Raw genomic sequence first — 26,724 nt, 5'->3', positions numbered from 1 at the left:
TGGGAGGGGGCGGCGGGGGTGCCGGTGGCCCCGGGGGCGGGGGAGGCTTCGGCGGGCCCGGACGCCAGGTGGCCGCCAGGACGCTGGACGTGGCCCTGACCGCCCCGGTCAGCCTCACGACGGTGGCGGTCGCCGTCGGCCTGGCGGTGGCCGGCGGTCTCGTCGCCGGGGCGTTCGGCGGCTGGCGCGCGTCGCGGTTGCGGCCGGCGGACGCGTTGCGCCGAGTCGAGTAGCGGGCGTCCGCTGCGGTGCCGGTGCCGGTGCCGGTGCCGGTGTGCCGGTGCGCCCACGGATGTGCCTCGCCCTGTGGTCCCGCGGGTGCGGGGGGCGCCGTGGCCGGTCGCGCAGTTCCCCGCGCCCCTGAGTGGGTGCGGGCAAGGCATACCCGGCTGAACCCACCTGGGGCGCGGCCGACGACGATCCGCACCACCCCGAACCAACCCTCCAGGAGTCACCATGTACGAACTCAGAAGCGTCACCAAGCGCTACACCCGGGGCAAGGACACCGTCGACGCGCTCGCCGGTGTGGACCTCACCATCGCCGACGGGGACCGTCTCGTCATCCAGGGCCCCACCGGCGGCGGCAAGTCCACCCTCCTCCAGATGCTCGGCGGACTCGACAAGCCCACCGAGGGCGAAGTCGTCCTGGACGGCACCGACTTGGCGAGACTGTCGGAGGCCCGGCTGACCAAGGTCCGCAGCGAGAACATCGGCTTCGTCTTCCAGTCCTTCAACCTCATCCCCACCCTCACCGCCCAGGAGAACGTCGAGACCGCCCTCGTACCCCTCGGCGTCAAGGTGAAGGAGCGGCGGGAGCGGGCGGCGGAGGCCCTCGGCTCCGTGGGGCTCGGAGAGAGGCTCAGGCACCTGCCCTCGGAGTTGTCCGGCGGACAGCAGCAGCGCGTCGCCATCGCCCGCGCCCTCGTCAAGCAGCCGAAGGTGCTCCTGGCCGACGAACCCACCGGCAACCTCGACGAGTCGATGCGCGACGAGATCATGGACGTACTCGAACGCATGTGGAAGGAGCTGGGGCTGACCTTCATCATGGTCACCCACGACTCGGCCATCGCGAGGAAGGCCCCCCGCCTCGCCACGATCCGCAAGGGACGGATCACGGTGAAGGAGAACGCCGCCTCCTGACGGGCGGGGCACGCCCAACTCCCGCTGAACCCGGCGGTCTTGTAACAGACTTTGCTGTCGGGGAGTTGTCTATTGAGGTCGTGATCACCCCTCGGCATACTGCGAGCACCGGGGGGTGCGCGCATACGTGTGTGCGAGTCTGCCCCCCGCCCGGGTGAACGGGGAATTCACCCGGTCCTTCTGCAAGGGGGAAACTTGCGCAGACAAGTGAAAAAGGCATGCGCGGCCACGATCGCCACGGCGGCCGCGGTAGCGCTCGCGGCGGGCATGACCAGCCCGGCGTCGGCGGACGCGCAGCGGACGGCGAACGTCTCGCAGTCGCACAAGGCGCAGCTCACGCCCAAGCACCGCATCACCCTGATCACCGGTGACCGCGTCGTCGTGGACGCCAAGGGCCGTGTCGTGGGCCTGGAGCCCGCGAAGGGCCGCGAGCACATACCGGTCCAGCTCCGCAAGGCCGACGGCCACACCTACGTGCTGCCGTCCGACGTGGCCCGCCTGGTGTCGAGCGGCAAGCTCGACCAGCGGCTGTTCGACGTCACCGAGCTCAACAAGGCCGCCACCCGCAAGTCCCAGAGCAAGGGACTGAAGGTGATCGTCGGCTACAAGGGCGCAGCCAGCGCGGCCAAGGACGACGTCCGGGACGCGGGCACCCTCCGCCACTCCCTGACCTCGCTCAACGCCGACGCGGTGCAGACGCCGAAGGAGGACGCGTCCGAGCTGTGGGCCGCGGTCACCAACGGCGACAGGACTGCCTCCGGCATCGCGCACGTCTGGCTCGACGGCGTCCGCAAGGCCAGCCTTGACAAGTCCGTGCCGCAGATCGGCGCGCCGACCGCCTGGGCCAAGGGCTACGACGGCAAGGGCGTCAAGATCGCCGTCCTGGACACCGGTGTCGACGCGACCCACCCGGACCTCAAGGACCAGGTGATCGCGGCGAAGAACTTCTCGACCTCCGCCGACGCGACCGACAAGTTCGGCCACGGCACCCACGTCGCCTCCATCGCGGCCGGCACCGGCGCGAAGTCCGGCGGCAAGTACAAGGGGGTGGCGCCGGGCGCCAAGCTCCTCAACGGCAAGGTGCTCAGCGACGACGGCTACGGCGAGGACTCCCAGATCCTCGCCGGCATGGAGTGGGCGGCCGAGCAGGGCGCCGACGTCGTCAACCTCAGCCTCGGCGGCGGCGACACCCCGGAGATCGACCCGCTGGAAGCCGAGGTCAACAAGCTCTCGCAGACCAAGGGCATCCTGTTCGCCATCGCCGCCGGCAACGAGGGCGACTTCGGCGACCAGACCATCGGCTCCCCGGGCAGCGCCGCCTCCGCCCTGACCGTCGGCGCGGTCGACGACAAGGACAAGCTGGCGTCCTTCTCCAGCACCGGCCCCGGCCTCGACGGGCAGATCAAGCCCGACGTGACCGCGCCCGGCGTGGACATCACCGCGGCCGCCGCCCCCGGCAGCCTCATCGCCAAGGAGGTCGGCGAGAAGCCCGCCGGCTACCTCACCATCTCCGGTACGTCGATGGCGACCCCGCATGTCGCGGGCGCGGCGGCGATCCTCAAGCAGGAGCACCCGGACTGGGGCTACGCCGAGCTGAAGGGCGCGCTGGCCGGCTCCGCCAAGGGCGGCAAGTACACCCCGTTCCAGCAGGGTTCGGGCCGCATCCAGGTCGACAAGGCCATCAAGCAGACCGTCATCGCCGACCCGGTGTCGGTGAGCTTCGGCACGCAGCAGTGGCCGCACACCGACGACAAGCCGGTCACCGAGCAGGTGACGTACCGCAACCTCGGTACCAAGGACGTCACGCTGAAGCTGTCGTCGACGGCCACCGACCCGAAGGGGCAGGCCGCTCCGGCCGGCTTCTTCAAGCTGGGCGCCACCACGGTGACGGTCCCGGCGGGCGGCAAGGCCTCCGTCGACGTCACCGTCAACACCAAGCTGGGCGGCACCCTGGACGGCGCCTACTCGGCGTACGTCACCGCCACGGGCGACGGCCAGACCGTGCGCACGGCGGCGGCGGTGCAGCGGGAGGTCGAGTCGTACGACGTCACGCTGAACGTCCTCGACCGTGACGGCAAGCCGACCAAGAACTACAGCGCGGACCTGTCCGGCATCTCCGGCCTCGCGAACGGCAAGTGGTTCACGCCGTACGAGGAGGACGGCTCGGTCACCGTCCGCGTGCCCAAGGGCGGTTACATCCTCAACTCCGCCTACTTCGTGGACCCGGAGGACATCGCCAAGGGCGCCGACTGGCTGGTCCAGCCGAAGCTGAACGTCACCAAGAACACGACGATCACGCTGGACGCGCGCAAGGCCAAGCCGGTCGACATCACCGTGCCGGACACGGCAGCCAAGTCGGAGTTCGCCTCTCCCGGCTTCCAGATCGACACGCCCAACGGCGGGTTCGGCTACGGCTGGTTCCTGAACTCGTACGCGGGCTTCCGTACCGCGCACTTCGGCCCGCAGGTGACCGACGGCTCGCTCAGCGAGCAGTTCGACGGCCACTGGAGCAAGGGCGCCACCGAGCAGTACGACACCGTGGCCGGCGGCAAGGTCAAGCAGTTCGCCACCGGCTACACCAAGCACTACAAGGCGAGCGAGCTGGCCGAGGTGAAGGTCGGCCTGGGCGCGGCGGCGAGCGGCAAGAAGGGCTCGGTCAACGCCGTGGGCTGGCTGCCCGGCTCCTTCTCCGCCTCCTCGATCGGCATCCAGCAGACCCTGCCCAGCACCCGTACCCTGCACCTCTCCACCACCAGCGGGGTCAAGTGGGAGATGGACTTCGAGCAGGACAGCGGTGTCGACCCGGACGGCTTCCCGATCGCCGACGCGTTCTACACGCTCGGTGCCGCGCAGTCCTTCCAGGGCGGCAAGTCCTACAGCAAGACCTTCAACACCGCGGTCTTCGGCCCGCACCTCAACGCCGACTTCGGTCTGTACCGCGACGGCAACGAGATCTTCGGTTACCTGCCGCTGTTCGCGGACGGCAAGGGCCACGCCGGCTCCTCGGTGTTCACCTCGGTGAACACCACGCTGTACAAGAACGGCGTCAAGGTCGGCTCGAACGACGACCCGCTGTTCGGCGAGAAGATGTTCAAGGTCCCGGCCGGCCAGGCCTCGTACAAGCTGACGACCTCGGTCAAGCGCAGCGTCAAGGTCGCGGCCGCCTCCACCCGGATCGACGCGAGCTGGACGTTCTCGTCCAAGAAGACCGCCGATCCGACCAAGCTGCCCGCCTCCACGGTCCGCTTCAACGCGGCCACGGGTCTGGACAGCAGGGTCGAGGCCGGCAAGACGGTCAGGATCCCGCTGACCGTCGAGGGCTCCGCCAAGGGCTCCAACCTGAAGTCCCTCGCGGTGTACGTGTCGTACGACTACGGCCAGACCTGGAAGAAGGTCACGGTCTCGGGCGGCAAGATCACCGTGAAGAACCCGGCGAAGGGGAAGGCCATCTCCTTCCACGCCAAGATCGCCGACAAGAAGGGCAACAAGTCGACGATCTCGATCTACAACGCGTACTACGCGAAGTGATCTGCGCGCGACGCTAGTCGGGGCCCGCCGGAAGCACCGTTTCCGGCGGGCCCTTGTCGCTGTGCTTCCGGCCGCCGCCCGTGTTTGAGTGGCCGTATGACCACAGAGACCGTCGAGTACATCCGCTACCGCATCCCGGAAGACCGCTCGGCGGAGTTCCTGTCCGCCTACACCCACGCCTCCGTCCAGCTCGCGGCCGCCCCGCAGTGCGTCGACTACGAACTGGCGCGCTGCGAGGAGGACTTCGAGCACTACGTGCTGCGCATCACCTGGACGTCCACCGAGGACCATCTGGAGGGCTTCCGCAAGTCGGAGCTCTTCCGGGACTTCCTCGCCGAGATCCGGCCGTACACCGAGAACATCGAGGAGATGCGCCACTACAAGCCGACCACGGTCCGCGGCCGGGGCGCGGCCGTCCCCACCCTGTTCGCGTGGGCGGGCGGCGCGGAGGCCTTCGGCCGGCTCACCACGGTGTTCTACGAGAAGGTCCTGGCCGACGACCTGCTGGCCCCCGTGTTCGCGGGCCTGGCACCCGACCACGCCGAGCACGTCGCCCTGTGGCTCGCCGAGGTCTTCGGCGGCCCGACCGCCTACTCGGAGACCCAGGGCGGCCACGGCCACATGGTCGCCAAGCACCTCGGCCGCGACATCACCGAGCCGCAGCGGCGCCGCTGGGTAAACCTCATCCAGGACGCCGCCGACGAGGCCGGCCTGCCCACCGACGCGGAGTTCCGCTCGGCGTTCCTCGCCTACGTCGAGTGGGGCACCCGGCTCGCGGTGCACTTCTCCGGACCGGACGCCAAGCCGCCCGCGGAGCAGCCCGTGCCGAAGTGGAACTGGGGGGCCGCGCTGCCGTACCAGGGCTGAGCAGGGTCAGGAGTGCGCGGACTCGCCCGCCCGGGTCGCGTCCGCGCCCCAGCTCGCCAGCAGCCTGAGCGCGTCGGCCGACGGGGTGCCCGGTTCCGCGTGGTAGGTGATCAGGGCCTGCTCGGTGCCGTCGGACAGGGGGAACGACTCGAAGTGCAGGGTCAGATCACCCACCAGCGGGTGGCGGAGGTGCTTGACGCCGAAGTTCTTCTCCTTGACGTCGTGCGTGGCCCACAGCCGCCTGAACTCCTCGCTCTTGACGGACAGTTCACCCACCAGCGCGGACAGCCGGGGATCGTCCGGATGGCAGCCCGCGTCCATGCGCAGATAGCTGACCATGTCCGTCGCCTTCTGCTCCCACGGCACGAACAGCTCGCGGTACTCCGGCCGCAGGAACACCAGCCGGGCCCAGTTGCGTTCCTGCACCGGCAGCTCCGACCAGTCGCCGAAGACCGCCGCCGCCATCCGGTTCCAGGCGAGGATGTCCGAGCGCCGCCCGGACACGTACGCCGGCACGTCCATCGTGTCCAGCAGGTGCCGGATCGACCTGCGCACCTGCTCGGTCCGCGCGGCCGGCTTCTTCTTGTGCTGCTTGGGCTTCGCCAGGTGCGTGAGGTGCGCGTGCTCGGCGTCCGTCAGCCGCAGGGCGCGGGCGATCGAGTCGAGGACCTCCGTCGAGACGTTCCGCCCGTTGCCCTGTTCCAGGCGGGTGTAGTACGCCACGGAGACGCCCGCCAGCTGCGCCAGCTCCTCCCGGCGCAGTCCGGGCACCCTGCGGTGCCGCCCGAAGTCCGGCAGCCCCACGTCCTCCGGCTTCAGCCGGGCCCGCCGGGTGCGCAGGAACTCGCTGAGCTCGGCACGCCGGTCCAGTGAGCCGCTTCCGGGCAGTTCCTCGGCCATCTCGTCCATACGTCAAGTATTCACGGTCGTACGTTCACCATCATGTCCCCGCCAGTAGTAGGAACAGCGGACGTACGCAAAGCTGTGGCCTGGGTGGATCACGATCCGCGGGGCACTCTGGGGATCGTGCCCGGACGGATGGACAGAAGGCAGCCGGGCACGGACCCCCTCGCTAGGAGAACCCGGGCATGACCACTGTCGCCGCATACGCCGCCCCCGCCGCGAAGGCTCCCCTGGAGCGCACCACCATCGAGCGCCGGGCGGTCCGTGAGCATGACGTCCTGATCGACATCAAGTTCGCCGGCATCTGCCACTCCGACATCCACCAGGCCCGTGAGGGCTGGGGCGAGGCCATCTTCCCGATGGTCCCGGGCCACGAGATCGCGGGCATCGTCTCCGAGGTCGGCCCCGGCGTCACCAAGTACAAGGTCGGCGACCGGGTGGGCGTCGGCTGTCTCGTCGACTCCTGCCGTGAGTGCGACAACTGCAAGGCCGGCCTGGAGCAGCACTGCACCGGCGGCAACGTCGGCACGTACAACTCCGTCGGCAAGGACGGCGAGCCCACCTACGGCGGCTACTCCGAGAAGGTCGTCGTCGACGAGAACTTCGTCGTCCGCATCCCCGAGGGCCTGGCCCTCGACGAGGCCGCGCCGCTGCTGTGCGCCGGCATCACCACGTACTCCCCGCTCAAGCGCTGGGGCGCCGCCCCCGGCAAGAAGGTCGCCGTGATCGGCCTGGGCGGTCTCGGCCACATGGGCGTCAAGATCGCGCACGCGCTGGGCGCCGAGGTCACCGTCCTGTCCCAGTCCCTGCGCAAGAAGGACGACGGCCTCAAGCTGGGCGCCGACCACTACTACGCGACCAGCGACGAGACCACGTTCAAGGAGCTGGCCGGTTCCTTCGACCTCATCCTCTCCACGGTCTCGGCGCCGCTGGACTTCGGCGCCTACCTCGGTCTGCTCAAGGCCGGCGGCGCCCTGGTGAACGTCGGCGCCCCCGAGGAGCCGATCTCCCTGAACCTGTTCTCCCTCATCGGCGGCAGCAAGACGCTCGCCGGTTCGGCGATCGGCGGCATCGCCGAGACCCAGGAGATGCTGGACTTCTGCGCCGAGCACGGCATCGGCGCCGAGATCGAGCTGATCGCCGCGTCGGAGATCAACGAGGCGTACGAGCGGGTCGTCAACAGCGACGTCCGCTACCGCTTCGTGATCGACACGGCGACGATCTGACCCACCCGGCAGGAACGAAGGGCCCCGGTCTCACGCCGGGGCCCTTCGCCGTACGCCACGGAGTACGGTCGGAAGGAGGAGGCAGCGATGACCGTTCGGCTGAACCACACCATCGTCACCGCGCGCGACAAGCACGCCTCGGCCCGCTTCCTGGCCGACATCCTGGGACTGACGGTGAGCCCGCAGTACGGCCCCTTCGTCCCGGTCGAGATCCCCAACGGCGTGACCCTCGACTACCTGGACACGACCGAGCGGATCACGCCGCAGCACTACGCGTTCCTCGTCTCCGAGGACGACTTCGACACGATCTTCGCCCGTGTCCGGGAGGCGGGACTGACGTACTGGGCGGACCCCTTCCACCACCGCCCCGGCGAGATCAACCACAACGACGGCGGCCGCGGCGTGTACTTCGACGACCCAGACGGCCACCGACTGGAGATCCTCACGCGCCCGTACGGCAGCGGGGGCTGAGGTTTCCTGGTCCCCTCGCCAAAGGCCCCCGCCGCCTGCGTGTGCGGGCGTGTGCCTACTGGGCGCCGTTGGCCGCGAACGTCCACACGGCCCGGCTGCCGGGGCCGACCGTCAGGGTCGAGTGACCGATCTGCTCCGCGTGCCGGTCCTTCACGGGCCTGTTGAGTGACATCTCGACCCGCTGGAGACCCGCCTGCTCACGCGGGACGGCGTCGAACCGGATCGTGGTGCCGCCGCCCTGCGCGACGACGCCCCCGCCCGTCACGCTCTTGACGGCGAATCCGCCGGCCCGCAGCAGCGGCACGGTGTCGGCGAGGTCGCCCTCGGTGACCGCGATGCGGACGGAGGTCACGTCACGCATCAGGTGGGTGCGGTAGTCGTCGGACAGCACCCGCTCCCGGCCCACGTCACCGGGGAAGCTCGCCGGCTCGGTGTTGCTGCGGGGGTCGGCGAAGTACTCGGGCCGGTACTCCATCGCCCAGGCGCCGAAGGCGTCGTACTCGGTGGCGGTGAGGATGGCGTCGAACCACGGCACGGGCACCCCGTCACCGAAGTCCCGGGTCTGGAGGAACTCGACGGGGTCGGCGACCCCCTCGCTCCTCAGCCGTTCGGTGACCGTCGCCAGGTCCCCGTCCCGTTCGGTGGACAGGCCCAGCCCGGCGGAGCCGAGGGTGCCGTCCGGGCCGGCGATGTCACCGACTCCGAACAGTTCGAGATAGGTCTCGCGGCCCATCAGGTAGCGGCCGGTCCAGGTCTGCCCGCCGGCACCGGTGGTGGTGCGGACCAGGAAGTTGGCGAAGTCCCTCAAGTAGTCGGAGTGCTCGATCGCGTCGGCGGTCTCCCGGTCGAGAACGCCGTAGGAGTGGTTGTAGAACAGCAACTGCCGGTCGGAGGAGGCCCGGCTGCCGTCTGCCTGTGCCGTCCCCACGGCACCTCCGAGGGCCGCGGCGAGAGCCAGGACGAGCACGACGAGCGTCCGTAATATCCGTTGAATCCGCATGCGGGCGATCGTAGGGCGGGGATGCCGCGGTCGCGGTTCCTTTTCAACGGGGTCGAATTGATTGACACCCGGGGTCCGACGGGGTGCCGCCCCTCAGGACGGGGCGGCGACACCGCTCTCCGGCTCGTCGGTGTCAGGGTCCTGCGGCGGCTCCTGGAGCTGCTCGCGAACGTAACCCCAGATCACCGCGATCAGCGCGGCGACCGGCACCGCGAGCAGACTGCCCACGATTCCGGCGAGGCTGCCGCCCAACGTCACCGCCAGCAGGATCACCGCCGCGTGCAGGCCGAGTCCCCGGCTCTGGATCATGGGCTGGAACACGTTGCCCTCGAGCTGCTGCACCACGACGATGATGGCCAGCACGATCAGCGCGTCCATCAGCCCGTTGGAGACCAGTGCGATGAGCACGGCGACGAAACCGGCGAAGAAGGCGCCGATGATCGGCACGAACGCGGAGACGAAGGTCAGCACCGCGAGCGGGAGCACCAGCGGTACCCCCAGGATCCACAGACCGAGGCCGATGAGAACGGCGTCGATGAGGCCGACGGCGGCCTGGGACCGCACGAAGGAGCCCAGGGTGTCCCAGCTGCGCGCGGCCACGGTCGGGACGTCGGTGGCGAGCCGGCCGGGCAGCTGGCGGGCGAGCCACGGCAGGAAACGCGGGCCGTCCTTGAGGAAGAAGAACATCAGGAACACGGCCAGGACCGCGGTCACCAGGCCGTTCACCACGGTGCTCACTCCGGTGACGACCGCGCCGACCATGCTGCCGAGACCGTCCTGCGCGCGGGAGACCGCGGTGTCGAAGGCCTTGTCGATCTGGGCGTCACCGATGTTCAACGGCGGCCCGGCGGCCCACTCGCGCACCTTCTGGACGCCGTCGATCACCCCGTCCGTCAGGTCGCCGGACTGGGACGCCACCGGCACCGCGATCAGTGCCACGACGCCCGCGGCGACCAGCAGCGACAGCACGGTCACCGTCGAGGCGGCGAGAGCGGGACCCCACCCGCGGCGCAGCAGGAAGCGGGTCGGCGGCCAGGTCAGCGTGGTCAGCAGCAGACCGATCACCAGCGGCCAGACCACGGACCACGTGCGGCCCAGGAGCCACAGGGCCACCGCGAGCAGCAGCAATATGAGCAGCAGCTCCGCGGAGACCCGCGCCGACGTGCGCAGCGCTGCGCGGGTTCTCGTGGAACTCAGGTTGGCAGTCACGCAGGGCACCTTATGGGCAACCACGTCACACAGGCACCATCGCTGCCTGATCGGTCGGCCGTGGAATCGCCCGGAGCCCTCGCGCGTTGAGGGGGGAGCGGGCCGGGGGACACCGGCGGTGTGCCGGTCGGCCGGCCCGCGTGAGCAGATATGGGAGGACAGCGATGGCTGCGCAGACACAGAGGGCTGTGCTGGCGGGCGGATGCTTCTGGGGAATGGAGGAGCTGATCCGCCGGCTTCCGGGCGTGACGGCGACCCGGGTCGGCTACACCGGGGGTGACGTGCCGAACGCCACCTACCGCAACCACGGCACGCACGCGGAGGCCATCGAGATCCTCTTCGACCCCGAGCAGACCGACTACCGCGCGCTCCTGGAGTTCTTCTTCCAGATCCACGACCCGAGCACCAAGAACCGCCAGGGCAACGACATCGGCCTCAGCTACCGTTCGGCGATCTACTACGTCGACGACGAGCAGAAGCGGATCGCCGAGGACACGATCGCGGACGTGGACGCCTCCGGACTGTGGCCGGGCAAGGTCGTCACCGAGGTGGAGCCGGTCGGTCCGTTCTGGGAGGCCGAGCCCGAGCACCAGGACTACCTCCAGCGTTACCCGGACGGCTACACCTGCCACTTCCCCCGCCCCGGCTGGCGGCTGCCGGCCCGCGCGGACGGCTGACGGCCGCCCCGTCCCGTTTCCGTCAGGCACCCTCCGGACGCGTCCACAGGGTCACATCGCTGCTGGTCGCCACGGCGAGCGTACGTCCGGAGGGTGAGAAGCCGACGGCCCGGAGTTCTGAGTAGTCGGCGTGGAAGACGTGCCACCACCGCTCGCCGTGCGGATCGCGGTGGGGCATGCCGCTGCCGTGGGAGAGCAGGACACGGTGGTGGGGCCAGTCCGGCGAGACGACCTGCACGTACCAGCCGTCGCCGGTGGTCGAGTGCAGCCCGCCGCCGAACAGCCCGGCGATGTGCACCCTGCTGCCGGCAACCGGTCCGAGACCCGGACAGGTCAGGTCCGCGGCCACGTCCGGGGTACTGCTCTCCGGACCGGGATCGCGGTCCCGCGCGATCTTCTCCCCGGTGCCGGCGTCGAAGAGACCGTGACCGGCGGACGAGACGACCATCACGAGGTCGTCGCCGCTGTCCGGATGCGTCGCGAACCCGATCCCGAGCAGCCCTCCGACCGCGGCACAGGGCTCGAACGCCGGTTGCCAGGGGGAGGGCACGGGGAGCACGGGAACCGCCGCGAGCCGGCCGCGCAGGTCCCGCTGATAGGGGGAGAGTCCAGTCACCCGACCATGATCCCTCCCGCCATGCGCTCTCCCCGAGGGGCCTGGGAGAACCCGTTCCCTCCCGGCCCCCACGTCACCGCATCCGGCCGCCCCCCGACGTCCTTCCGCCTGGCTGAACAGTCGGAGCCGCCGACGGTCCGCGTCGCTGGCGGCGCGGACGCCTCGACCTCAGCCGTCGGCCCCGGCCACGCCGATCGGGCAGGACACCCCCGTCCCGCCGATCCCGCAGTACCCCGCCGGGTTCTTGTCGAGGTACTGCTGGTGTCAGTGCTCGATGGCCAAGGACACGTCGACGGCGTACGTGAGTAGGTTCGCGAAGCGCAGCCATGGGAGCAGGTACATGTTCAGGGGCGAGTAGCCCGGCCGGCCAAGGTTGCGGATGCCGTGGACGGTGTCGGTCAGTTCCGCTGCCGCCCGGCGGTCAAGGCGACCGAGGGCCTTGAGGTAGGACGCGGCGCAGCCTTCGAGACGGGCGTGCAGGTTGGCGAGTCGGCGTACTTCGATGTCGGGGGAGAGCGTCTCGTCGGGGTAGGGGATGCGCTGGAACGCCGAGTGTCGATTCGCCACGGCGGCGATCAGTCCCAATCGGGAAGGGGGCGCCGAACTCGGCCAGCGCGGAAAACGCAGAGTGGCCGTGTCGGAAGCCCGTGGCGTTCGGCGGCCGACAGCCTTCTCCACCCGGCGGCGGGCGGCGAAGGCGTCCATCTCGGCTAGGTGTGCGGCTCGGCTTTCCTCCAAGGTGGCCAGCGCGCGCAACAGCGCCGCGGAATCCCTGCGCAGATCCGGGGTGGGGCACGCCGTCGTGCTCAGATACGCCCAGGTCGCGTTGAAGCCGAGCGGGCCGTAGTCGCCGACGGCACACCTCAGCGCCGCGTGCCGTCTGACGAGCGGAAAACGCTCGTCACGCACGCTGCGGGCGTACGTTCCGAAGGCCACCCGTGACGTCAGCCCTCCGCCTTGGCCACGCCGACCGGGCAGGAGACACCCGTCCCGCCGATCCCGCAGTACCCCGCCGGGTTCTTGTCGAGGTACTGCTGGTGGTGGCTCTCCGCCGGGTAGAACGGGCGGCTCTCCGCGGGCAGGATCTCGGTGGTGATCGTGCGGTGGCCCGAGGCCGTCAGGACTCGCTGGTAGGCGGCGCGGGAGGCCTCGGCCACCGCTGCCTGCTCGGGGCCGTGGGTGTGGATCGCCGACCGGTACTGGGTGCCCACGTCGTTGCCCTGGCGGAAGCCCTGGGTGGGGTCGTGGGACTCCCAGAAGGTCTTCAGGAGGCGCTCGTACGAGACGAGGGCGGGGTCGAAGACCACCCGGACCGCCTCGGTGTGGCCGGTGAGACCCGAGCAGACCTCCTCGTACACGGGGTTCTCGGTGTGGCCGCCCTGGTAGCCGACGAGGGTCGTCCACACCCCCGCCGGGAGCTGCCAGAACTTGCGCTCGGCGCCCCAGAAGCAGCCCATGCCGAAGTCGGCGATGAGGTGCCCCTCGGGGTAGGGGCCGAGCAGCGGGGTGCCGAGCACGGTGTGGCGGTCCGGGAGCGCGAACGCCGGCTGGGAGCGGCCCTTCAGCGCCTGCTCGGGGGTGGGCAGGACGGGCGTACGGCCGAACAGCATGGGGCGGGCTCCTTCGTTCGTGCGTGCCGGGCAGGTGTGCGGGGCGGCGGCACCGGTAGCAACCCTCCCGTGCCGAGCCGCATTCCGGCAGCCCCGGCGTCGGCCGGGGGCGTCACGTCACTGGGGGAGTGTCGCCGGGCTGCCGCCGTTCGCCTCGTACCCCGCCACCGCCAGCGCCCGGTATATCGCGAACTCCGCGGCCGGGTCGGCGGACAGGGTCCAGGGCAGCGCTCCGACATGACCGTCGATGTGCACCAGCTGGTTCATGGCCTCGGACCAGCGTTCGCCGCGCACCAGGAAGAAGACCAGCAGGTGGCGGACATGGGCCAGCATCGGGTCGTCGGCGCGGGCCGAGTGGACCGCGTGCAGCGCGCCGTGGATCGCCTTCGTGACGACCTCGCTCCGGTAGAAACCGCTGACCAGGTTGACCTCGGGCAGGTGCTCGAAGACCGCGAACAACGGCATCGCGGCGAGCAGCGAGCCGTGCGGGGCCCGGGCGGCCGCCGCCTCCGCGAAGCCGTACGCCAGCTCCCGCGAGCCGTGCCACTTCTCGCACCAGTAGTGCAGCGCGGCCAGGTGCGCCCCCATGTGGTTCGGCGCGCGGTCCAGGATCTTCAGCCACAGTTGCTCGAACTCCGCCTGCGGATAGGCAAGTCCGCGCGCCACGGAGAGCTCGACGATGTACGGGACCGGATCGCCGGGAGCCAGCAGCGCCGCTTCGCCGCAGGCCGCCTTCGCCTCCTCCATGATGATCCGGAACTCGTCCGTGCCCGGCGTCGAGGTCCGCCACGCCTGCTGGACCAGGAACTCCGCGTGCACGGCCGCGCCGCCCGCGTCCTTGGGCTGCTCGGCCCGCCACACCCGCAGCCACTGCCCGCCCGGCGCCTCGCTGACCCCGCCCGGCCGCTGCTGAAGCTCCAGCGAGGCGGCTCCGGCGAAGGCCTGCACGCGCTGCCAGCGCAGCTCGCCCTCCCGCTCGGTGCCCGCCAGGAGCTGGGCGGCGGCCTTGTAGTCCTGTGTGCGCTGCACCAGGTCCAGGACGTCCAGCAGGTCCTGGTCGGGGCCGGGCATGCGGATGTCCAGCTCCTCCTGCCGCACGAAGCCGTAGTCCGCCGGGTCCGCGGCGTCCGGGTGGCCGGCCGGGACCTGCTCGATTCCGCCCCGCCCGCGCCGCAGGAACGGAAGCAGCACGAAGCCCAGCAGGACCGCCGCCATCAGGACCCAGAGAATTTCCATGCCTCAAGAGTTCCAGACGCCGCCGACAATTGCCCAACCCGGTCCGCGCCCTGTGGAAAACTCCCCGGACCGCCCCGAACACCTGGGGAAAACCCTGCGGTACGGCCGTCGGGAGCCCGTCGTCCGTCATCGGACCTCCGGGCGGACTACCCTCGGAGCCCATGAGCGACAGGCACATCAGTCAGCACTTCGAGACCCTCGCGATCCACGCGGGGAACACCGCGGACCCCCTCACCGGCGCGGTGGTCCCGCCGATCTACCAGGTCTCGACCTACAAGCAGGACGGCGTGGGCGGTCTGCGCGGCGGCTACGAGTACAGCCGCAGCGCCAACCCGACCCGTACCGCCCTGGAGGAGAACCTCGCCGCCCTCGAAGGCGGCCGCCGGGGCCTCGCGTTCGCGTCCGGACTGGCGGCCGAGGACTGCCTGCTGCGTACGCTGCTCAGCCCCGGCGACCACGTGGTCATCCCCAACGACGCGTACGGCGGCACGTTCCGCCTCTTCGCGAAGGTCGTCGCCCGCTGGGGTGTCGAGTGGTCGGTCGCCGACACCAGCGACCCGGCCGCCGTACGGGCCGCGATCACCCCGAAGACCAAGGCCGTGTGGGTGGAGACCCCCTCCAACCCGCTGCTCGGCATCACCGACATCGCCGCCGTCGCCCAGGTCGCCCGGGACGCGGGCGCGAGGCTCGTCGTCGACAACACCTTCGCGACGCCCTACCTCCAGCAGCCGCTGTCGCTCGGCGCCGATGTCGTCGTGCACTCCCTGACCAAGTACATGGGCGGCCACTCCGACGTCGTGGGCGGCGCCCTGGTCACCGCCGACGAGACGCTCGGCGAGGAGCTGGCGTACCACCAGAACGCGATGGGCGCGGTCGCCGGGCCCTTCGACTCCTGGCTGGTGCTGCGCGGCGCCAAGACGCTGTCGGTGCGCATGGACCGGCACAGCGAGAACGCCACCAAGATCGCCGACATGCTGACCCGCCACGCGCGCGTGACGCAGGTGCTCTACCCGGGGCTGACGGAACACCCCGGTCACGAGGTCGCCGCCAAGCAGATGAGGTCCTTCGGCGGCATGGTCTCCTTCCGGGTGGAGGGCGGCGAGGAGGCGGCCGTCGAGGTCTGCAACCGCGCCAGGATCTTCACGCTGGGGGAGTCCCTGGGCGGCGTCGAGTCCCTGATCGAGCACCCCGGCCGGATGACGCACGCGTCCGTGGCGGGTTCGGCCCTGGAGGTCCCCGCCGACCTGGTCCGCCTGTCCGTGGGCATCGAGAACGTCGACGACCTGCTGGAGGACCTCCAGCAGGCGCTGGCCAAGTAGGTACGGCCGGGCTCACCAGCCCGTCATCGGTGGAGTCGTCGTGGACGGCGGCTCCACCCAAGGGCGCGCGGTCAGCGCCCACACCACGAACGCCACACTCGCCGCCAACAGCAGCAGCCACATGGCCCGGCGAGCCAGGGACCGGCGGCGCAGCATGCGCGACCCCCGGCGTACGACGTCCCCGTAGAGATCCGCCGGCACCTGGGGCGTCCCCCGTTCCATGAGCCGGCGCACGGCCGCCTCGCGCTGCATACGGTTCACGCGCACCTCCCGGGACGGGCCGGCCGTGTCATGACGCCGCCACCTTCGCCCCGACCACCGCCGGTGCGGGGTCGCGCGGCGGGTGCAGCAGGGTCGCCGTCGCCCGGTCGCAGATCGTGCGGACGCGTTCCGTCGGCAGGCCCAGCAGAGCCGCCGCCTGCTCCTCGGCCACGCCCTCGTAGAGCCGCAGCACCAGGACCAGCCGCTCCTGGGGGGCAAGCCGGGACAACGGGCTCGCGGGGTGCGTACGCCCGCCCAGCAGGATGCCGTGGCGGCGCCACGCCCCGTGGGCGAAGCGCAGGGCCAGGTACTGGCGGGCCCGGTCGTAGGGGTCCTCGCCGCGCAGCCGGTCCCAGCACGCGTACGTGTGGGCGAGCGCCAGCGTCAGCAGACGACGTGCACGCGGGTTGTCGTCCGGCGACTCCGCCGTCAGCAGTGTCGCGGCGTGCAGGAGCCGTCCCGCCGCGCCGGCGACGAACGCCTCGAACTCCCGGGCCCGACGCGTGCCCTGGGACGCCTGCCGTTGCCGCACCGCACCTCCCCGCCTGCGGATGGCCGTACGACGGCTTCGTACGACCCACGAGGACCCAGAGGACCCGGTCTCATATGAGGCCCGGTCCGCCCGTCCGGTCAAGAGGCGGGGCGGTACGCGCGCGGGTGCTCAGGAGGTCTGCGCCTCCGGCCCCGGAACCCCCTGGGCCGCCATCCGGGAGGAGAGCGCGGTGTTGAAGCGCGTGAGGAGCGTGCAGAAGGCCTCGCGCTCCTCCGGCGCCCAGTCGTGTGTCAGCTCGGCCATCAACTGACGCCGGGAGGAGCGCACTTCCTCCAGCCGGGACTGTCCGCGCGGGGAGAGCTGGAGGACCACGGCGCGTCCGTCCTCGGGGTGCGAGGTGCGCTTGACCAGGCCGGTGTCGACGAGCGGCGCCACCTGGCGGGTGACCGTGGAGGAGTCGATGCCCATGCTCGCCGCGAGCGCCTTGACGCCCATCGGGCCTTCCTTGTCGAGCCGGTTGAGCAGCAGGTACGCGGCACGGTCCATGGAGTTGCGCACCTGCCCCACCCCGCCGAGCCGGGTCTGTTCGGCACGACGGGCGAAGACCGCCACCTCGTGCTGCAGGGCGTCGAGGAGACCGGTGTCACCGACGGTCGTCATGTCCATCGACATTTCAGGTGTTGTGGGCATGGCCGGGGGCTCACTTCATGAAGGCTGCTGGGTTGGGGGACAGGTTACGCGGCCGGGGGGCGGGTCGTACCGGCGCTGCGCAAACCCGTCTCGGACGTTGGTCACAGCGCGAACGCGCACGTGTGAACTGCGAGACTTGAGTCATGAACTACCGCAAGGCCCACCCCGTGCCGCCGGTGACGCTCGACGACGTGCGCGGCGCGCAGAAGATGCTGTCGGGCGTGGCGCGGACGACCGCGATGGAGGGCAGCCGCCATCTGAGCCGGCTGGTGGGCGCGCCGGTGCACTTCAAGTGCGAGAACCTCCAGCGGACGGGTTCGTTCAAGCTCCGCGGCGCCTACGTGCGGATCGCCGGACTGCTGCCCGAGGAGCGGGCCGCGGGGGTCGTGGCCGCGAGCGCCGGGAACCACGCGCAGGGGGTCGCGCTGGCCTCCACCCTGCTCGGCGTGCGCTCCACGGTGTTCATGCCCAAGGGCGCCCCGCTGCCGAAGATCAGCGCGACCAGGCACTACGGCGCCGAGGTGCGGCTGCACGGGCAGGTGGTCGACGAGACGCTGGCCGCCGCGCAGGAGTACGCGGCCGAGACGGGCGCGGTGTTCATCCACCCCTTCGACCACCCGGACGTGATCGCGGGCCAGGGCACGGTCGGCCTGGAGATCCTGGAGCAGTGTCCGGAGGTGCGCACGGTCGTGCTCGGGATCGGCGGCGGTGGTCTCGCGGCCGGGGTGGCGATCGCGGTGAAGTCGCTGCGGCCCGACGTGCGGATCGTGGGCGTGCAGGCGGCGGGCGCGGCCGCGTATCCGCCCTCACTGGCGGCCGGGCGCCCGGTGGCGATCGAGAACCCGGTGACGATGGCCGACGGCATGAAGGTGGGGCGGCCCGGGGACGTGCCGTTCGGGATCGTGGGCGAATTCGTGGACGAGGTCCGCACGGTGACCGAGGACGAGCTGTCCGCCGCGCTGCTGCTGTGCCTGGAGCGGGCCAAGCTGGTCGTCGAACCCGCCGGGGCGAGCCCGGTGGCCGCCCTGCTGAGCGACCCGGGCTCGTTCGAGGGGCCGGTCGTCGCGGTGCTGTCCGGAGGCAACGTCGACCCCGTGCTGCTCCAGCGGGTCCTGCGGCACGGCATGTCCGCGCAGGGCCGCTACCTGGCCGTCCGGCTGCGGCTGACGGACCGTCCCGGTGCCCTCGCGACGCTTCTCGGGGTGTTGTCAGTGGCCGACGCTAATGTCCTGGACGTGAGCCACATCCGGACCGATCCACGGCTCGGGCTCGCGGAGGCGGAGGTCGAGCTGCACCTGGAGACGAAGGGGCCCGAGCACTGCGCCGAGGTCGGCCGCGCCCTGCGTGAGGCGGGCTACACGGTCATCGACTGAGGTCAGACGCCCTCGGCAACCCTCGGAACCCAGAAGTCACTCTTTCGGGTAAGTCCATTGAGAGACGCGATACATCGCGTTATGGTGTGTCCCGTGCCATCGCTCACGCCGCCCGCGGAAGAAAAGAACGGGCGGGAGAAACCGCAGAAACCTAGGCTTTCCCAAGAATCCCCGACGACGTGGAGACTCATATGCCAGGCGCCATCTATGCCGAAGGGCTGGTCAAGACCTTCGGTGACGTAAAGGCACTGGACGGCGTCGACCTGGACGTCCCGGAAGGCACCGTCCTGGGCCTCCTCGGACCGAACGGCGCGGGCAAGACGACGACCGTCCGCTGTCTGACCACCCTGCTCAAACCGGACCGCGGCTCGGCGGTCGTCGCCGGCATCGACGTCCTCAAGCACCCCGACGCCGTGCGCCGTTCCATCGGCCTCTCCGGCCAGTTCGCGGCGGTCGACGAATACCTCACCGGCCGCGAGAACCTCCAGATGGTCGGCCAGCTCTACCAGATGAAGGCCAAGCACGCGAAGGCCCGCGCGGCGGAGCTGCTGGAGCAGTTCGACCTCGCCGACGCGGCGGACCGCCCCACCAAGACCTACTCCGGCGGAATGCGCCGCCGCCTCGACCTCGCGGCCGCCCTGGTGGTCTCGCCACCCGTGATGTTCATGGACGAGCCGACGACCGGCCTCGACCCGCGCAACCGCCAACTGCTGTGGGAGGTCATCAAAGGGCTGGTCTCCGGGGGCACTACCCTGCTGCTGACCACCCAGTACCTGGAAGAGGCCGACCACCTCGCCCATGACATCGCCGTCGTCGACCACGGCCATGTCATCGCCAAGGGCACCTCCGACCAGCTCAAGGCCCGCACCGGCGGCGAGCGCGTCGAGGTCGTCGTGCACGAGCGGGAGCACATCCAGGCCGCCTCGGAGATCCTGCGCGGCTTCGGCAAGGGCGACACCACGGTCGAGGACCACATGCGCAAGCTCACCGTGCCCGTCACCGGTGGCGCCAAGCTGCTCGCCGAGGTCATCCGCGAGCTCGACACCCGGGGTATCGAGATCGACGACATCGGCCTGCGCCGGCCCACCCTCGACGACGTCTTCCTGTCCCTGACGGGCCATGTGGCCGAGATGAAGGACGAGGCCACGGACGAGAAGACCGACAAGAAGCCTGACAAGAAGCCTGACAAGAAGTCGGCCAGGAAGATCGACCAGAAGACGGACCAGAAGGAGGACGCCCAGTGAGCGCCGTCACCGACACCGCGCGGGTCGCGGCTCCCGGCAACCCCCTCAGCCAGTCCGTCCGGGACTCGCTGGTCGTCGCCAGGCGCAACCTGATCCGGATGTCCCGGATCCCCGAGATGGTCATCTTCGGGCTCATCCAGCCGATCATGTTCGTGGTGCTGTTCAGCTATGTCTTCGGCGGCTCCATGAACATCGGCGGCACCACGGACCCCTCCGTGTACCGCGAGTTCCTGATGGCCGGCATCTTCGCGCAGACCGTCACCTTCGCCACCGCGGGCGCCGGCGCGGGGATCGCCGACGACATGCACAAGGGGCTCATCGACCGCTTCCGCTCCCTGCCCATGGCACGCGGCGCGGTGCTCACCGGACGGACGCTCGCCGACCTGGTGCAGACGGCCCTGACCCTGTTCGTGCTGGCCATGGTTGCGCTGCTGGTCGGCTGGCGCACCCACACCAACATCGGTGAGGTCCTCGGCGCCTTCGGCCTGCTGCTCCTGCTCGGATACGCGTTCACCTGGGTCGGTGCCCTGATCGGCCTGTCCGTGCGCACCCCGGAGGCGGCCACCTCGGGCGGGCTGATCTGGCTCTTCCCGGTGACGTTCATCTCGAACGCCTTCGTGGACTCCAGCCGTATGACCCCCTGGCTGCAGCACGTCGCCGACTGGAACCCCTTCAGCGCCACGGTCCAGGCCTGCCGCCAGCTGTTCGGCAACCCCGGGGTGTCCCCTTCGGACGCCTGGCCGATGCAGCACCCGGTCTGGGCCTCGCTGATCTACTCGGTCCTGATCGTCGTCGTGTTCAGAACCCTGGCGGTCCGCAAGTACCGCTCGGCCACCGCATGACGAAGCCCCGCGCATGACGCAGCCTCGCGCATGACGAAGGCCCGCACATGACGGAGCCCCCGGCGCCGTGAGGGCGCCGGGGGCCCGCCGAGGACGGACTGTCGGCCGGGGTCAGCCGTTGTAGGGCTCGGCCTTGAGGATGGTCACGGAGGCCTTCTTGCCGTTCGGCAGCTCGTACTCCGCGTCCTCGCCCACCTTGTGGCCGATCACGCCGGAGCCCAGCGGGGACTGCGGCGAGTAGGTCTCGATGTCCGCGCTCGCGTACTCGCGCGAGGCGAGCAGGAAGGTCATGGTGTCGTCCTCGTCGCCGTCGAACGCGATCGTCACGACCATGCCGGGCGCCACGGCACCGTCCGCGGACGCCGGAGCCTCGCCGACCTTGGCCTTCTCCAGGAGCTGGGTGAGCTGGCGGATGCGGAGCTCCTGCTTGCCCTGCTCTTCCTTGGCCGCGTGGTACCCGCCGTTCTCGCGCAGGTCCCCCTCCTCGCGCGCAGCCGCGATCTTCGCGGTGACTTCCTCGCGCGCGGGACCAGACAGGTACGCCAGCTCTTCCTTGAGCTTGGTGTACGCCTCCTGCGTAAGCCAGGTGACGTCTTCGCTGGTCTGGGTCACAGGTGCTCCTCGTAGGTACTGGGAATACAAAGCATCGCCCTACCCAGAAGAATGTTCCTTCACGGAAGGGCGAAACCACGAGCCTAACAATTCACAAGCCGAAGGGGGAGGACATAAGCCATCAGAAATACGTCGGCGCAGGTCAGGACCGAATGTCGGGGGTGACGTCAGTCGGCGTGACAGCCCAGCAGCTCGGCCGTGGAGCCCCGCGCCGTCGTACGGAGCGTGACGACCTTGTCGATACGGGTGGCGTCACCGCCGAAGCGGAAGTCGGCCCGTCCCACCTCGGAGCCGTCCGCCGCCTGGGAGCGGACCGTGCAGTAGCCGGAGGTGCCGGAGTCCTTGCGGACCTCCAGATGCACATCGACCGCTGAGGCCTTCGCGTCGAAGGAGATCACCTCACCGCTGATCTCGCTCTGGCCGACGTAGTGGTAGGCGAAGTAACCGATCAGCGCGAGAAGGAGGGCCCCGAACACGGCACCGGCGATCCTGAGCCTGTGGTCGGCGCGCTCGTCCGAGGAGCGGCCGTAGCGGCCCTCGGGCAGCCGTGTGCTCGCCGTGCTCATGATCGTCTCCCTGGAAACCAGGCCGCGGAATTAATCGCCCCCCGATTCGGTCACTATAGAAGCCGCCGTACGCGCCCGAAGACACCGGGGGCGCCGACCTACGAGGATTGAGTCTTGACTGACCAGCTGCGACTGATGGCCGTGCACGCCCACCCCGACGACGAGTCGAGCAAGGGCGCGGCCACCATGGCGAAGTACGTGTCCGAGGGGGTGGACGTGCTGGTCGTGACCTGCACGGGCGGGGAGCGCGGCTCCATCCTCAATCCGAAGCTCCAGGGCGACAAGTACATCGAGGAGCACATCCACGAGGTACGCAAGAAGGAGATGGACGAGGCCCGGGAGATCCTCGGCGTCCGGCAGGAGTGGCTCGGCTTCGTCGACTCCGGCCTGCCCGAGGGCGACCCGCTGCCGCCGCTGCCCGAGGGCTGCTTCGCCCTGGAGGACGTCGACAAGGCGGCCGGCGAGCTGGTGAAGCAGATCCGCTCCTTCCGTCCCCAGGTGATCACCACCTACGACGAGAACGGCGGCTACCCGCACCCCGACCACATCATGACCCACAAGATCTCGATGGTGGCGTTCGAGGGCGCGGCGGACACCGAGAAGTACCCCGAGGCCGAGTACGGCCCGGCCTACCAGCCGCAGAAGCTCTACTACAACCAGGGCTTCAACCGCCCCCGCACCGAGGCGCTGCACAACGCGCTGATCGAGCGCGGCCTGGAGTCGCCGTACGGGGACTGGCTCAAGCGGTGGGAGGAGTCGCCGATGCGCGACCGCACCCTGACCACCCACATCCCGTGCGCGGAGTTCTACGAGATCCGCGACAAGGCCCTGATCGCGCACGCCACCCAGATCGACCCCGACGGCGGCTGGTTCCGGGTGCCGCTGGAGCTCCAGAAGGAGGTCTGGCCCACGGAGGAGTACGAGCTCGCGAAGTCCCTCGTCGATACCTCCCTCCCCGAGGACGACCTCTTTGCGGGCATCCGCGACAATGCCTGACATGAGCGCAAGCGCAAGCCTGGCAATGACGCACCTCGTGACCTTCGCCAAGGAGGTCGACGAGGACAAGGTCACCCCCGGCGTCCTCGGCTTCATCGTCTTCGCGGCGATGGCCCTGGCGGTGTGGGCCCTGATGAAGTCGATGAGCAAGCACATGGGCAAGGTCGACTTCAAGGAGTCCCCGGACGAGGCCCCCGGCAAGGAAACCGCCGACGGCCCGTCCGGCAAGGCCTCCCCGGCCAAGGGCTGAACCACCCGGCACGACGGGAGGGGCGACCCTCCCGTCATCTGGCCGTGCCCGTCCGGTGACGGCGGCAGCGCGGAGGACGACTCCGTTCATCGGGAGCGTGCGTGCTCTGGGGCGGTGGCCGCGGGGCTGTACCGGTTGTCGGACGTACGGCGTGCCCAGCCCGCGTGGGGCCGTCGCCGCCGTCCGGTGACGGCAGCCCCAGGACTCCGCAGACTGTGGGCGAGACCGTGTACCGGCCGCCACGGGCGGCTCGGACACCGGATCGGCCGGGGTGGCTGGGCCCTCCGGTCGGTACCCGCAGCCCTCGCCGCGGGACGGCACGGATCCCTGCACCCACGGGCTCTCGTACGTCGGAGCCGCAGGGGTCGCCGCCCCGGCCTGTGACCGCAGCGCAAGCGACGGGACGGGCCGTGCCCCGGTCCCGACTGGCGTCCGGAACACCGGAGCGGCCGATGTCGGTCGGTGACCGCCAGTGCACGCGACGGGACCGACTGAGCCCCGCCCCCGCTCCCGCCTCGCGTCCCGGCCACCGTGGCCGCCACGTTCGGCCTGTGACCGCAGCGCACCAGAAGGTAGCGACCGCGCCCTGGCCCGAGCCGGTGTCACCTCCGACCCGAGCCGGTGTCACCTCCGGCCCGAGCCGATGTCACCCCCGTCCCGAGCCGGTGTCCCCCCGGCGCCGGGCACGCGGGCCGCGCCGCCGTCACCCCCGTGCCGGAGCCACCCCCACGCCCATCACCTCGCGTGCGTGCCGGTTCGGGACCATGCCCAGGCGCCAGGCCTGCCAGCCGGTGTCCAGGTTCACGCCGCGCTCCAGCAGCAGCGCGTACGCACCCACGTAGTCGTCCAGCTTCTCGTCCCGTGTGTCGTGCTCGCGGCGGGACAGTTCCACCAGTTCCTCCTGGGCGACCGCCGCACCGACCTCCACGCCGCCCGGTGCCGCGTACGGCAGCAGGGTGCAGCGCAGGAAGCGGGCCCAGTCCTCGCCCCGCCGGTCGCCGTAGGAGGCGAACAGGGCCGCCGCCTCGTCGCACAGGGCGAGGGCCTGCGGGGTACGGCCGTTGCCCGCGTCCACCACCGCCAGTTCCAGGCAGGTCCACGCCTCGCCGTGGGCGACGCCGATGCGCTGGAAGTCGGCGCGGGCGTCGACCAGGAGCTGGCGGGCGAAGCCGGAGTTGCGCAACGAACCGGTCTGCGCGGCCCGTTGGTCACGCGTGACACGGGCCGAGTGGTGCCGGGCGCAGGCCAGGCCGTAGACGTCCCGCATACGGGAGAACATCGTGCGGGAGCGCTCCAGTTCACGGACCGCGAGGTCCAGGTTGCCCGTCTCCTCCAACGCCTGGCCCAGGTAGTACACCGTCCACGCCTCCCCGCGCGCATCCTCGTTGTCACGGTGCCGGGAAGCCGCCTGCCGCAGACCGTCCACCGCGGCCGACGGGTCGCCGGCCACCAGACGGGCCCGCGCGAGCTGCGTCAGCGCCCACGCCTCACCACGGGCGTCGCGGGTACGGCCGTACAGGTCGAGGGCCGTCCTGAGCTCCGACTCCGCACGCGGCACGTCCCCCATGCGCAGGACGAGCTGACCGAGCTGGAAGTGGGCCCACGCCTCGCCGTGCACCGACTCGCCGGCACGGTGCAGGACCAGGGAGCGGGTGAGCAGGTCCAGGGACTCGGCCACCCGGCCCCGGTCGCGCTCGACGGCCGCCAGCGCGTGCATGGTCCAGGCGCGGTCCGTGTCCAGCTCGGGCGGCGACTGGAGGGCCAGCGCCTCCTGGAGCTTCGCCGCCGCCTCCGTCAGCTGACCCTGGTGGTGCAGGGTGATGCCGAGGGAGCACAGGGCGCGCGCGGCGCCCGCGTCGTGATGCGCCTCCATGTAGAGGTCGACCACCGAGGTCAGCGTCGTGCGCGCCTTGTCCAGCTCGCCGAGCTGGCGCGCGGCGATACCGGTGCGCCACTGCACCGAACGCACCAGCAGCCCCTGGTCCACCGCCTGCGCCAACTCGCTGATCTCGCCCAGGCGGTACAGGTCGCCGCGCAGCAGGCAGTAGTCGCACAACGCGCCCAGGAGATTGAGGACCGCCCCCTGGTTGACGCCGTCCGCGTGCCGCAGCGCCGCCGTGATGAAGCTCGACTCGTCGTCCAGCCAGCGCAGCGCCTCGTCCAGGGAGGTGAAACCGTGCGGGCTGAAACGGTCCGAGCGGGTCGACATGTTGCCGTCCACCAGGCGCAGCACCGAGTCGGCGAGGTCGGCGTAGTTGACGATGAGGCGTTCCTGCGCGGCCGTGCGCTCGGCCGGCTCCTCCTCGTCCGCCAGCCTGGCCTGCGCGAAGGCGCGCACCACGTCGTGGACGCGGTAACGGCTGCCGCGGACGTGGTCGATCAGACCCGCGCGGGCCAGCGCCGTCAGATGCCGGACCGCCTCCGTCTCGTCGGTGCCCAGCAGCGCGGCGGCCGCGGCGGCGCCCAGCGAGGCCCGCCCCGCCAGCGCGAGCCGGCGCAGCAGCCGGCGGGCCGGCTCCGACTGGTCGGTGTAGCGCAGCCACAGGGCGCGCTCCACGGGCCCGACCGGACCGTACGCACCCAGATCCGCGGCGAGCTGCCGCGGGGAACGGGGGCCCAGCGCCGAGCCCGCGATGCGCAGCGCCAGCGGCAGACCGCCGCACAGCTCCCTGATCCGGTCGGCGGACTGGGCGTCGTAGGGGCCGGCGGCGGACTGCGCGGCCGCGTCCAGCAGCTCCTCGGCGCCCGCCGCGTCCAGGGCCTGGACCGGAAGCTCGTGCACATGGGCGGCGAGGTCCGACGGCAGACCGAGCGGCTCGCGCGCGGTGACCAGGATCAGACTGTCGGAACGCTCCGGGACCAGGGTGCGGACCTGCTCGGGGTCCGAGGCGTCGTCCAGCACGATCGTCACCGGCAGGCCGGTCAGATGCTGGTGGTACAGCTCGCTCAGCCGCTTGACCTGCTGGTCGGGGGAGGAACGCTCACGGAACAGGAGCTGCTCGCGGGGCGCGCCGAGGCGGTTCAGCAGATGCAGCAGCGCGTCCCGGGTGGAGAGCGGGGACTCCTCCGGGTTGTCGCCCCGCAGGTCCACGACACAGGCGCCGCGGAAGTAGTCCCTGAGGTCGTGCGCCGCCCGTACGGCCAGTGCGGTACGGCCGCTGCCCGGCGGCCCGTGCAGGACGACCACGGTGGGCCGGGTCTCGGTGGTCGCGCGCGCGGCCTGCACCCACTGCCGGATGCGGCCCATCTCCACCCGGCGGTCCGCGAACTCCCCTATCTGCTCCGGGAGTTGATTGAACGACTGCTCCAGCACACTTCTGCCGCGGGCCGCCGCGCTCTTGTCCGTGCCCCGCAGCCGCGGACCCCCCTTCTTCGGGCCGGTCGACGCGCTCAGCACCCGCTGCTGGTCGAGGAAAGGCCTGATCCCCCGCACCTCCAGAGCCGTCAGCCACTGGAGCCGGAGCTGCTCCGGGCCGCCCGGCTGGCCCATGGCGCCCGCCCGGTGATGCGCGGCCGGCAGATGCGAGCCCGCCACCTTCACGACGGTCGCCGCGGCCCCCGCGACCCCCACGACCAGGCCCGCACCCAGCGCGGT

The 26,724-nt window shown here is 70.8% G+C and carries 25 protein-coding genes and 2 pseudogenes; 13 read left to right on the top strand and 14 right to left on the bottom strand.

Features of this window, described 5'->3' with window-relative positions:
- The 4 genes and pseudogenes from AOJ26_RS42195 to AOJ26_RS27645 form a co-directional block, all read left to right on the top strand.
- A pseudogene (locus tag AOJ26_RS42195) lies at positions 1-233 on the top strand (ABC transporter permease); the annotation flags it as partial.
- Between the two features lie 223 nt (positions 234-456).
- Positions 457-1,140: an ABC transporter ATP-binding protein gene (locus AOJ26_RS27655; protein WP_053851081.1), complete on the top strand. Its 684-nt coding sequence runs from the start codon at positions 457-459 to the stop codon at positions 1,138-1,140.
- 207 nt (positions 1,141-1,347) lie between these two features.
- Positions 1,348-4,668: a S8 family peptidase gene (locus AOJ26_RS27650; RefSeq protein ID WP_053851080.1), complete on the top strand. Its 3,321-nt coding sequence runs from the start codon at positions 1,348-1,350 to the stop codon at positions 4,666-4,668.
- A 96-nt stretch (positions 4,669-4,764) separates the two neighbouring features.
- Positions 4,765-5,535 (top strand): group II truncated hemoglobin, encoded by a 771-nt coding sequence (locus AOJ26_RS27645; RefSeq protein ID WP_053851079.1) that lies wholly within the window; start codon positions 4,765-4,767, stop codon positions 5,533-5,535.
- Positions 5,536-5,541: 6 nt separating this feature from the next.
- Here AOJ26_RS27645 and AOJ26_RS27640 read toward each other — a convergent pair whose 3' ends face one another.
- Positions 5,542-6,444 (bottom strand): helix-turn-helix transcriptional regulator, encoded by a 903-nt coding sequence (locus tag AOJ26_RS27640; protein WP_053851078.1) that lies wholly within the window; start codon positions 6,442-6,444, stop codon positions 5,542-5,544.
- Between the two features lie 179 nt (positions 6,445-6,623).
- On the opposite strand from AOJ26_RS27640, the gene AOJ26_RS27635 reads away from it, so the two are divergent.
- Both AOJ26_RS27635 and AOJ26_RS27630 read left to right on the top strand, forming a co-directional pair.
- The gene (locus AOJ26_RS27635) at positions 6,624-7,664 is read left to right on the top strand and encodes an NAD(P)-dependent alcohol dehydrogenase (protein ID WP_053851077.1); all 1,041 of its coding nucleotides are present in this window, start codon (positions 6,624-6,626) and stop codon (positions 7,662-7,664) included.
- A gap of 87 nt (positions 7,665-7,751) precedes the next feature.
- Positions 7,752-8,135: a VOC family protein gene (locus tag AOJ26_RS27630; protein WP_053851076.1), complete on the top strand. Its 384-nt coding sequence runs from the start codon at positions 7,752-7,754 to the stop codon at positions 8,133-8,135.
- A gap of 55 nt (positions 8,136-8,190) precedes the next feature.
- Here AOJ26_RS27630 and AOJ26_RS27625 read toward each other — a convergent pair whose 3' ends face one another.
- Together AOJ26_RS27625 and AOJ26_RS27620 are read right to left on the bottom strand one after the other, a co-directional pair.
- A complete protein-coding gene (locus tag AOJ26_RS27625) occupies positions 8,191-9,135 on the bottom strand; it encodes a DUF5829 family protein (protein WP_053851075.1) in 945 nt (314 codons plus the stop codon).
- Between the two features lie 93 nt (positions 9,136-9,228).
- Positions 9,229-10,332 (bottom strand): AI-2E family transporter, encoded by a 1,104-nt coding sequence (locus AOJ26_RS27620; protein ID WP_179200288.1) that lies wholly within the window; start codon positions 10,330-10,332, stop codon positions 9,229-9,231.
- A 176-nt stretch (positions 10,333-10,508) separates the two neighbouring features.
- On the opposite strand from AOJ26_RS27620, the gene msrA (AOJ26_RS27615) reads away from it, so the two are divergent.
- Positions 10,509-11,021, top strand: a complete 513-nt coding sequence (gene msrA / locus AOJ26_RS27615) for a peptide-methionine (S)-S-oxide reductase MsrA (RefSeq protein WP_053851073.1) — start codon at positions 10,509-10,511, stop codon at positions 11,019-11,021.
- A gap of 22 nt (positions 11,022-11,043) precedes the next feature.
- On the opposite strand, the gene AOJ26_RS27610 is transcribed toward msrA (AOJ26_RS27615), so the two are convergent.
- From AOJ26_RS27610 to AOJ26_RS27595, 5 genes and pseudogenes are all read right to left on the bottom strand, one after another.
- Positions 11,044-11,637 carry a hypothetical protein gene (locus tag AOJ26_RS27610; RefSeq protein WP_053851072.1) on the bottom strand — a complete coding sequence of 198 codons (594 nt, stop codon included), beginning with the start codon at positions 11,635-11,637 and terminating at the stop codon, positions 11,044-11,046.
- A gap of 168 nt (positions 11,638-11,805) precedes the next feature.
- Positions 11,806-11,901 (bottom strand): annotated as a pseudogene (locus tag AOJ26_RS42185) (peptide-methionine (S)-S-oxide reductase); the annotation flags it as partial.
- Complete coding sequence (locus AOJ26_RS43585) at positions 11,902-12,546, bottom strand: hypothetical protein (RefSeq protein ID WP_143663561.1); 645 nt, start codon at positions 12,544-12,546, stop codon at positions 11,902-11,904.
- A 35-nt stretch (positions 12,547-12,581) separates the two neighbouring features.
- Positions 12,582-13,247 carry a peptide-methionine (S)-S-oxide reductase MsrA gene (gene msrA, locus AOJ26_RS27600; RefSeq protein WP_053851070.1) on the bottom strand — a complete coding sequence of 222 codons (666 nt, stop codon included), beginning with the start codon at positions 13,245-13,247 and terminating at the stop codon, positions 12,582-12,584.
- A gap of 117 nt (positions 13,248-13,364) precedes the next feature.
- The gene (locus AOJ26_RS27595; RefSeq protein ID WP_053851069.1) at positions 13,365-14,483 is read right to left on the bottom strand and encodes a hypothetical protein; all 1,119 of its coding nucleotides are present in this window, start codon (positions 14,481-14,483) and stop codon (positions 13,365-13,367) included.
- A 161-nt stretch (positions 14,484-14,644) separates the two neighbouring features.
- On the opposite strand from AOJ26_RS27595, the gene AOJ26_RS27590 reads away from it, so the two are divergent.
- Positions 14,645-15,802, top strand: a complete 1,158-nt coding sequence (locus AOJ26_RS27590; RefSeq protein WP_053851068.1) for a cystathionine gamma-synthase — start codon at positions 14,645-14,647, stop codon at positions 15,800-15,802.
- Positions 15,803-15,814: 12 nt separating this feature from the next.
- Here AOJ26_RS27590 and AOJ26_RS27585 read toward each other — a convergent pair whose 3' ends face one another.
- The 3 genes from AOJ26_RS27585 to AOJ26_RS27575 form a co-directional block, all read right to left on the bottom strand.
- Positions 15,815-16,063: a hypothetical protein gene (locus tag AOJ26_RS27585; RefSeq protein WP_053851067.1), complete on the bottom strand. Its 249-nt coding sequence runs from the start codon at positions 16,061-16,063 to the stop codon at positions 15,815-15,817.
- Positions 16,064-16,091: 28 nt separating this feature from the next.
- Complete coding sequence (locus AOJ26_RS27580; protein WP_053851066.1) at positions 16,092-16,595, bottom strand: sigma factor-like helix-turn-helix DNA-binding protein; 504 nt, start codon at positions 16,593-16,595, stop codon at positions 16,092-16,094.
- 129 nt (positions 16,596-16,724) lie between these two features.
- The gene (locus AOJ26_RS27575; RefSeq protein WP_078960047.1) at positions 16,725-17,228 is read right to left on the bottom strand and encodes a MarR family winged helix-turn-helix transcriptional regulator; all 504 of its coding nucleotides are present in this window, start codon (positions 17,226-17,228) and stop codon (positions 16,725-16,727) included.
- Positions 17,229-17,389: 161 nt separating this feature from the next.
- Between AOJ26_RS27575 and ilvA the strand changes: the two genes are divergently transcribed.
- From ilvA to AOJ26_RS27560, 3 genes are all read left to right on the top strand, one after another.
- Complete coding sequence (ilvA, locus tag AOJ26_RS27570; RefSeq protein WP_053851065.1) at positions 17,390-18,619, top strand: threonine ammonia-lyase; 1,230 nt, start codon at positions 17,390-17,392, stop codon at positions 18,617-18,619.
- A gap of 191 nt (positions 18,620-18,810) precedes the next feature.
- Positions 18,811-19,863: an ATP-binding cassette domain-containing protein gene (locus AOJ26_RS27565; protein WP_053851064.1), complete on the top strand. Its 1,053-nt coding sequence runs from the start codon at positions 18,811-18,813 to the stop codon at positions 19,861-19,863.
- On the top strand, positions 19,860-20,705 hold the full coding sequence (locus AOJ26_RS27560) for an ABC transporter permease (protein ID WP_053851063.1): 846 nt from the start codon (positions 19,860-19,862) through the stop codon (positions 20,703-20,705). Before AOJ26_RS27565 ends, AOJ26_RS27560 begins: the two co-directional genes overlap by 4 nt.
- 111 nt (positions 20,706-20,816) lie before the next feature.
- Here the strand turns inward: AOJ26_RS27560 and greA are convergent, their stop codons facing one another.
- Both greA and AOJ26_RS27550 read right to left on the bottom strand, forming a co-directional pair.
- On the bottom strand, positions 20,817-21,317 hold the full coding sequence (greA, locus tag AOJ26_RS27555) for a transcription elongation factor GreA (RefSeq protein WP_053851062.1): 501 nt from the start codon (positions 21,315-21,317) through the stop codon (positions 20,817-20,819).
- Positions 21,318-21,484: 167 nt separating this feature from the next.
- A complete protein-coding gene (locus AOJ26_RS27550; RefSeq protein ID WP_053851061.1) occupies positions 21,485-21,883 on the bottom strand; it encodes a DUF4307 domain-containing protein in 399 nt (132 codons plus the stop codon).
- Between the two features lie 135 nt (positions 21,884-22,018).
- Between AOJ26_RS27550 and mca the strand changes: the two genes are divergently transcribed.
- A complete protein-coding gene (gene mca, locus AOJ26_RS27545) occupies positions 22,019-22,879 on the top strand; it encodes a mycothiol conjugate amidase Mca (RefSeq protein ID WP_053851060.1) in 861 nt (286 codons plus the stop codon).
- Positions 22,872-23,129, top strand: coding sequence for a hypothetical protein (locus AOJ26_RS27540; RefSeq protein ID WP_053851059.1), 258 nt, complete (start codon positions 22,872-22,874; stop codon positions 23,127-23,129). Before mca ends, AOJ26_RS27540 begins: the two co-directional genes overlap by 8 nt.
- Positions 23,130-23,832: 703 nt before the next feature.
- On the opposite strand, the gene AOJ26_RS27535 is transcribed toward AOJ26_RS27540, so the two are convergent.
- Positions 23,833-26,724, bottom strand: a 2,892-nt coding sequence (locus AOJ26_RS27535) for a tetratricopeptide repeat protein (protein WP_053851058.1), incomplete at its 5' end; no start/stop codon positions are given.

It is taken from the genome of Streptomyces sp. NRRL B-24085, assembly GCF_001282115.1.
Lineage (GTDB): Bacteria > Actinomycetota > Actinomycetes > Streptomycetales > Streptomycetaceae > Streptomyces.
This window is presented reverse-complemented; position numbering and strand designations above follow the sequence as displayed.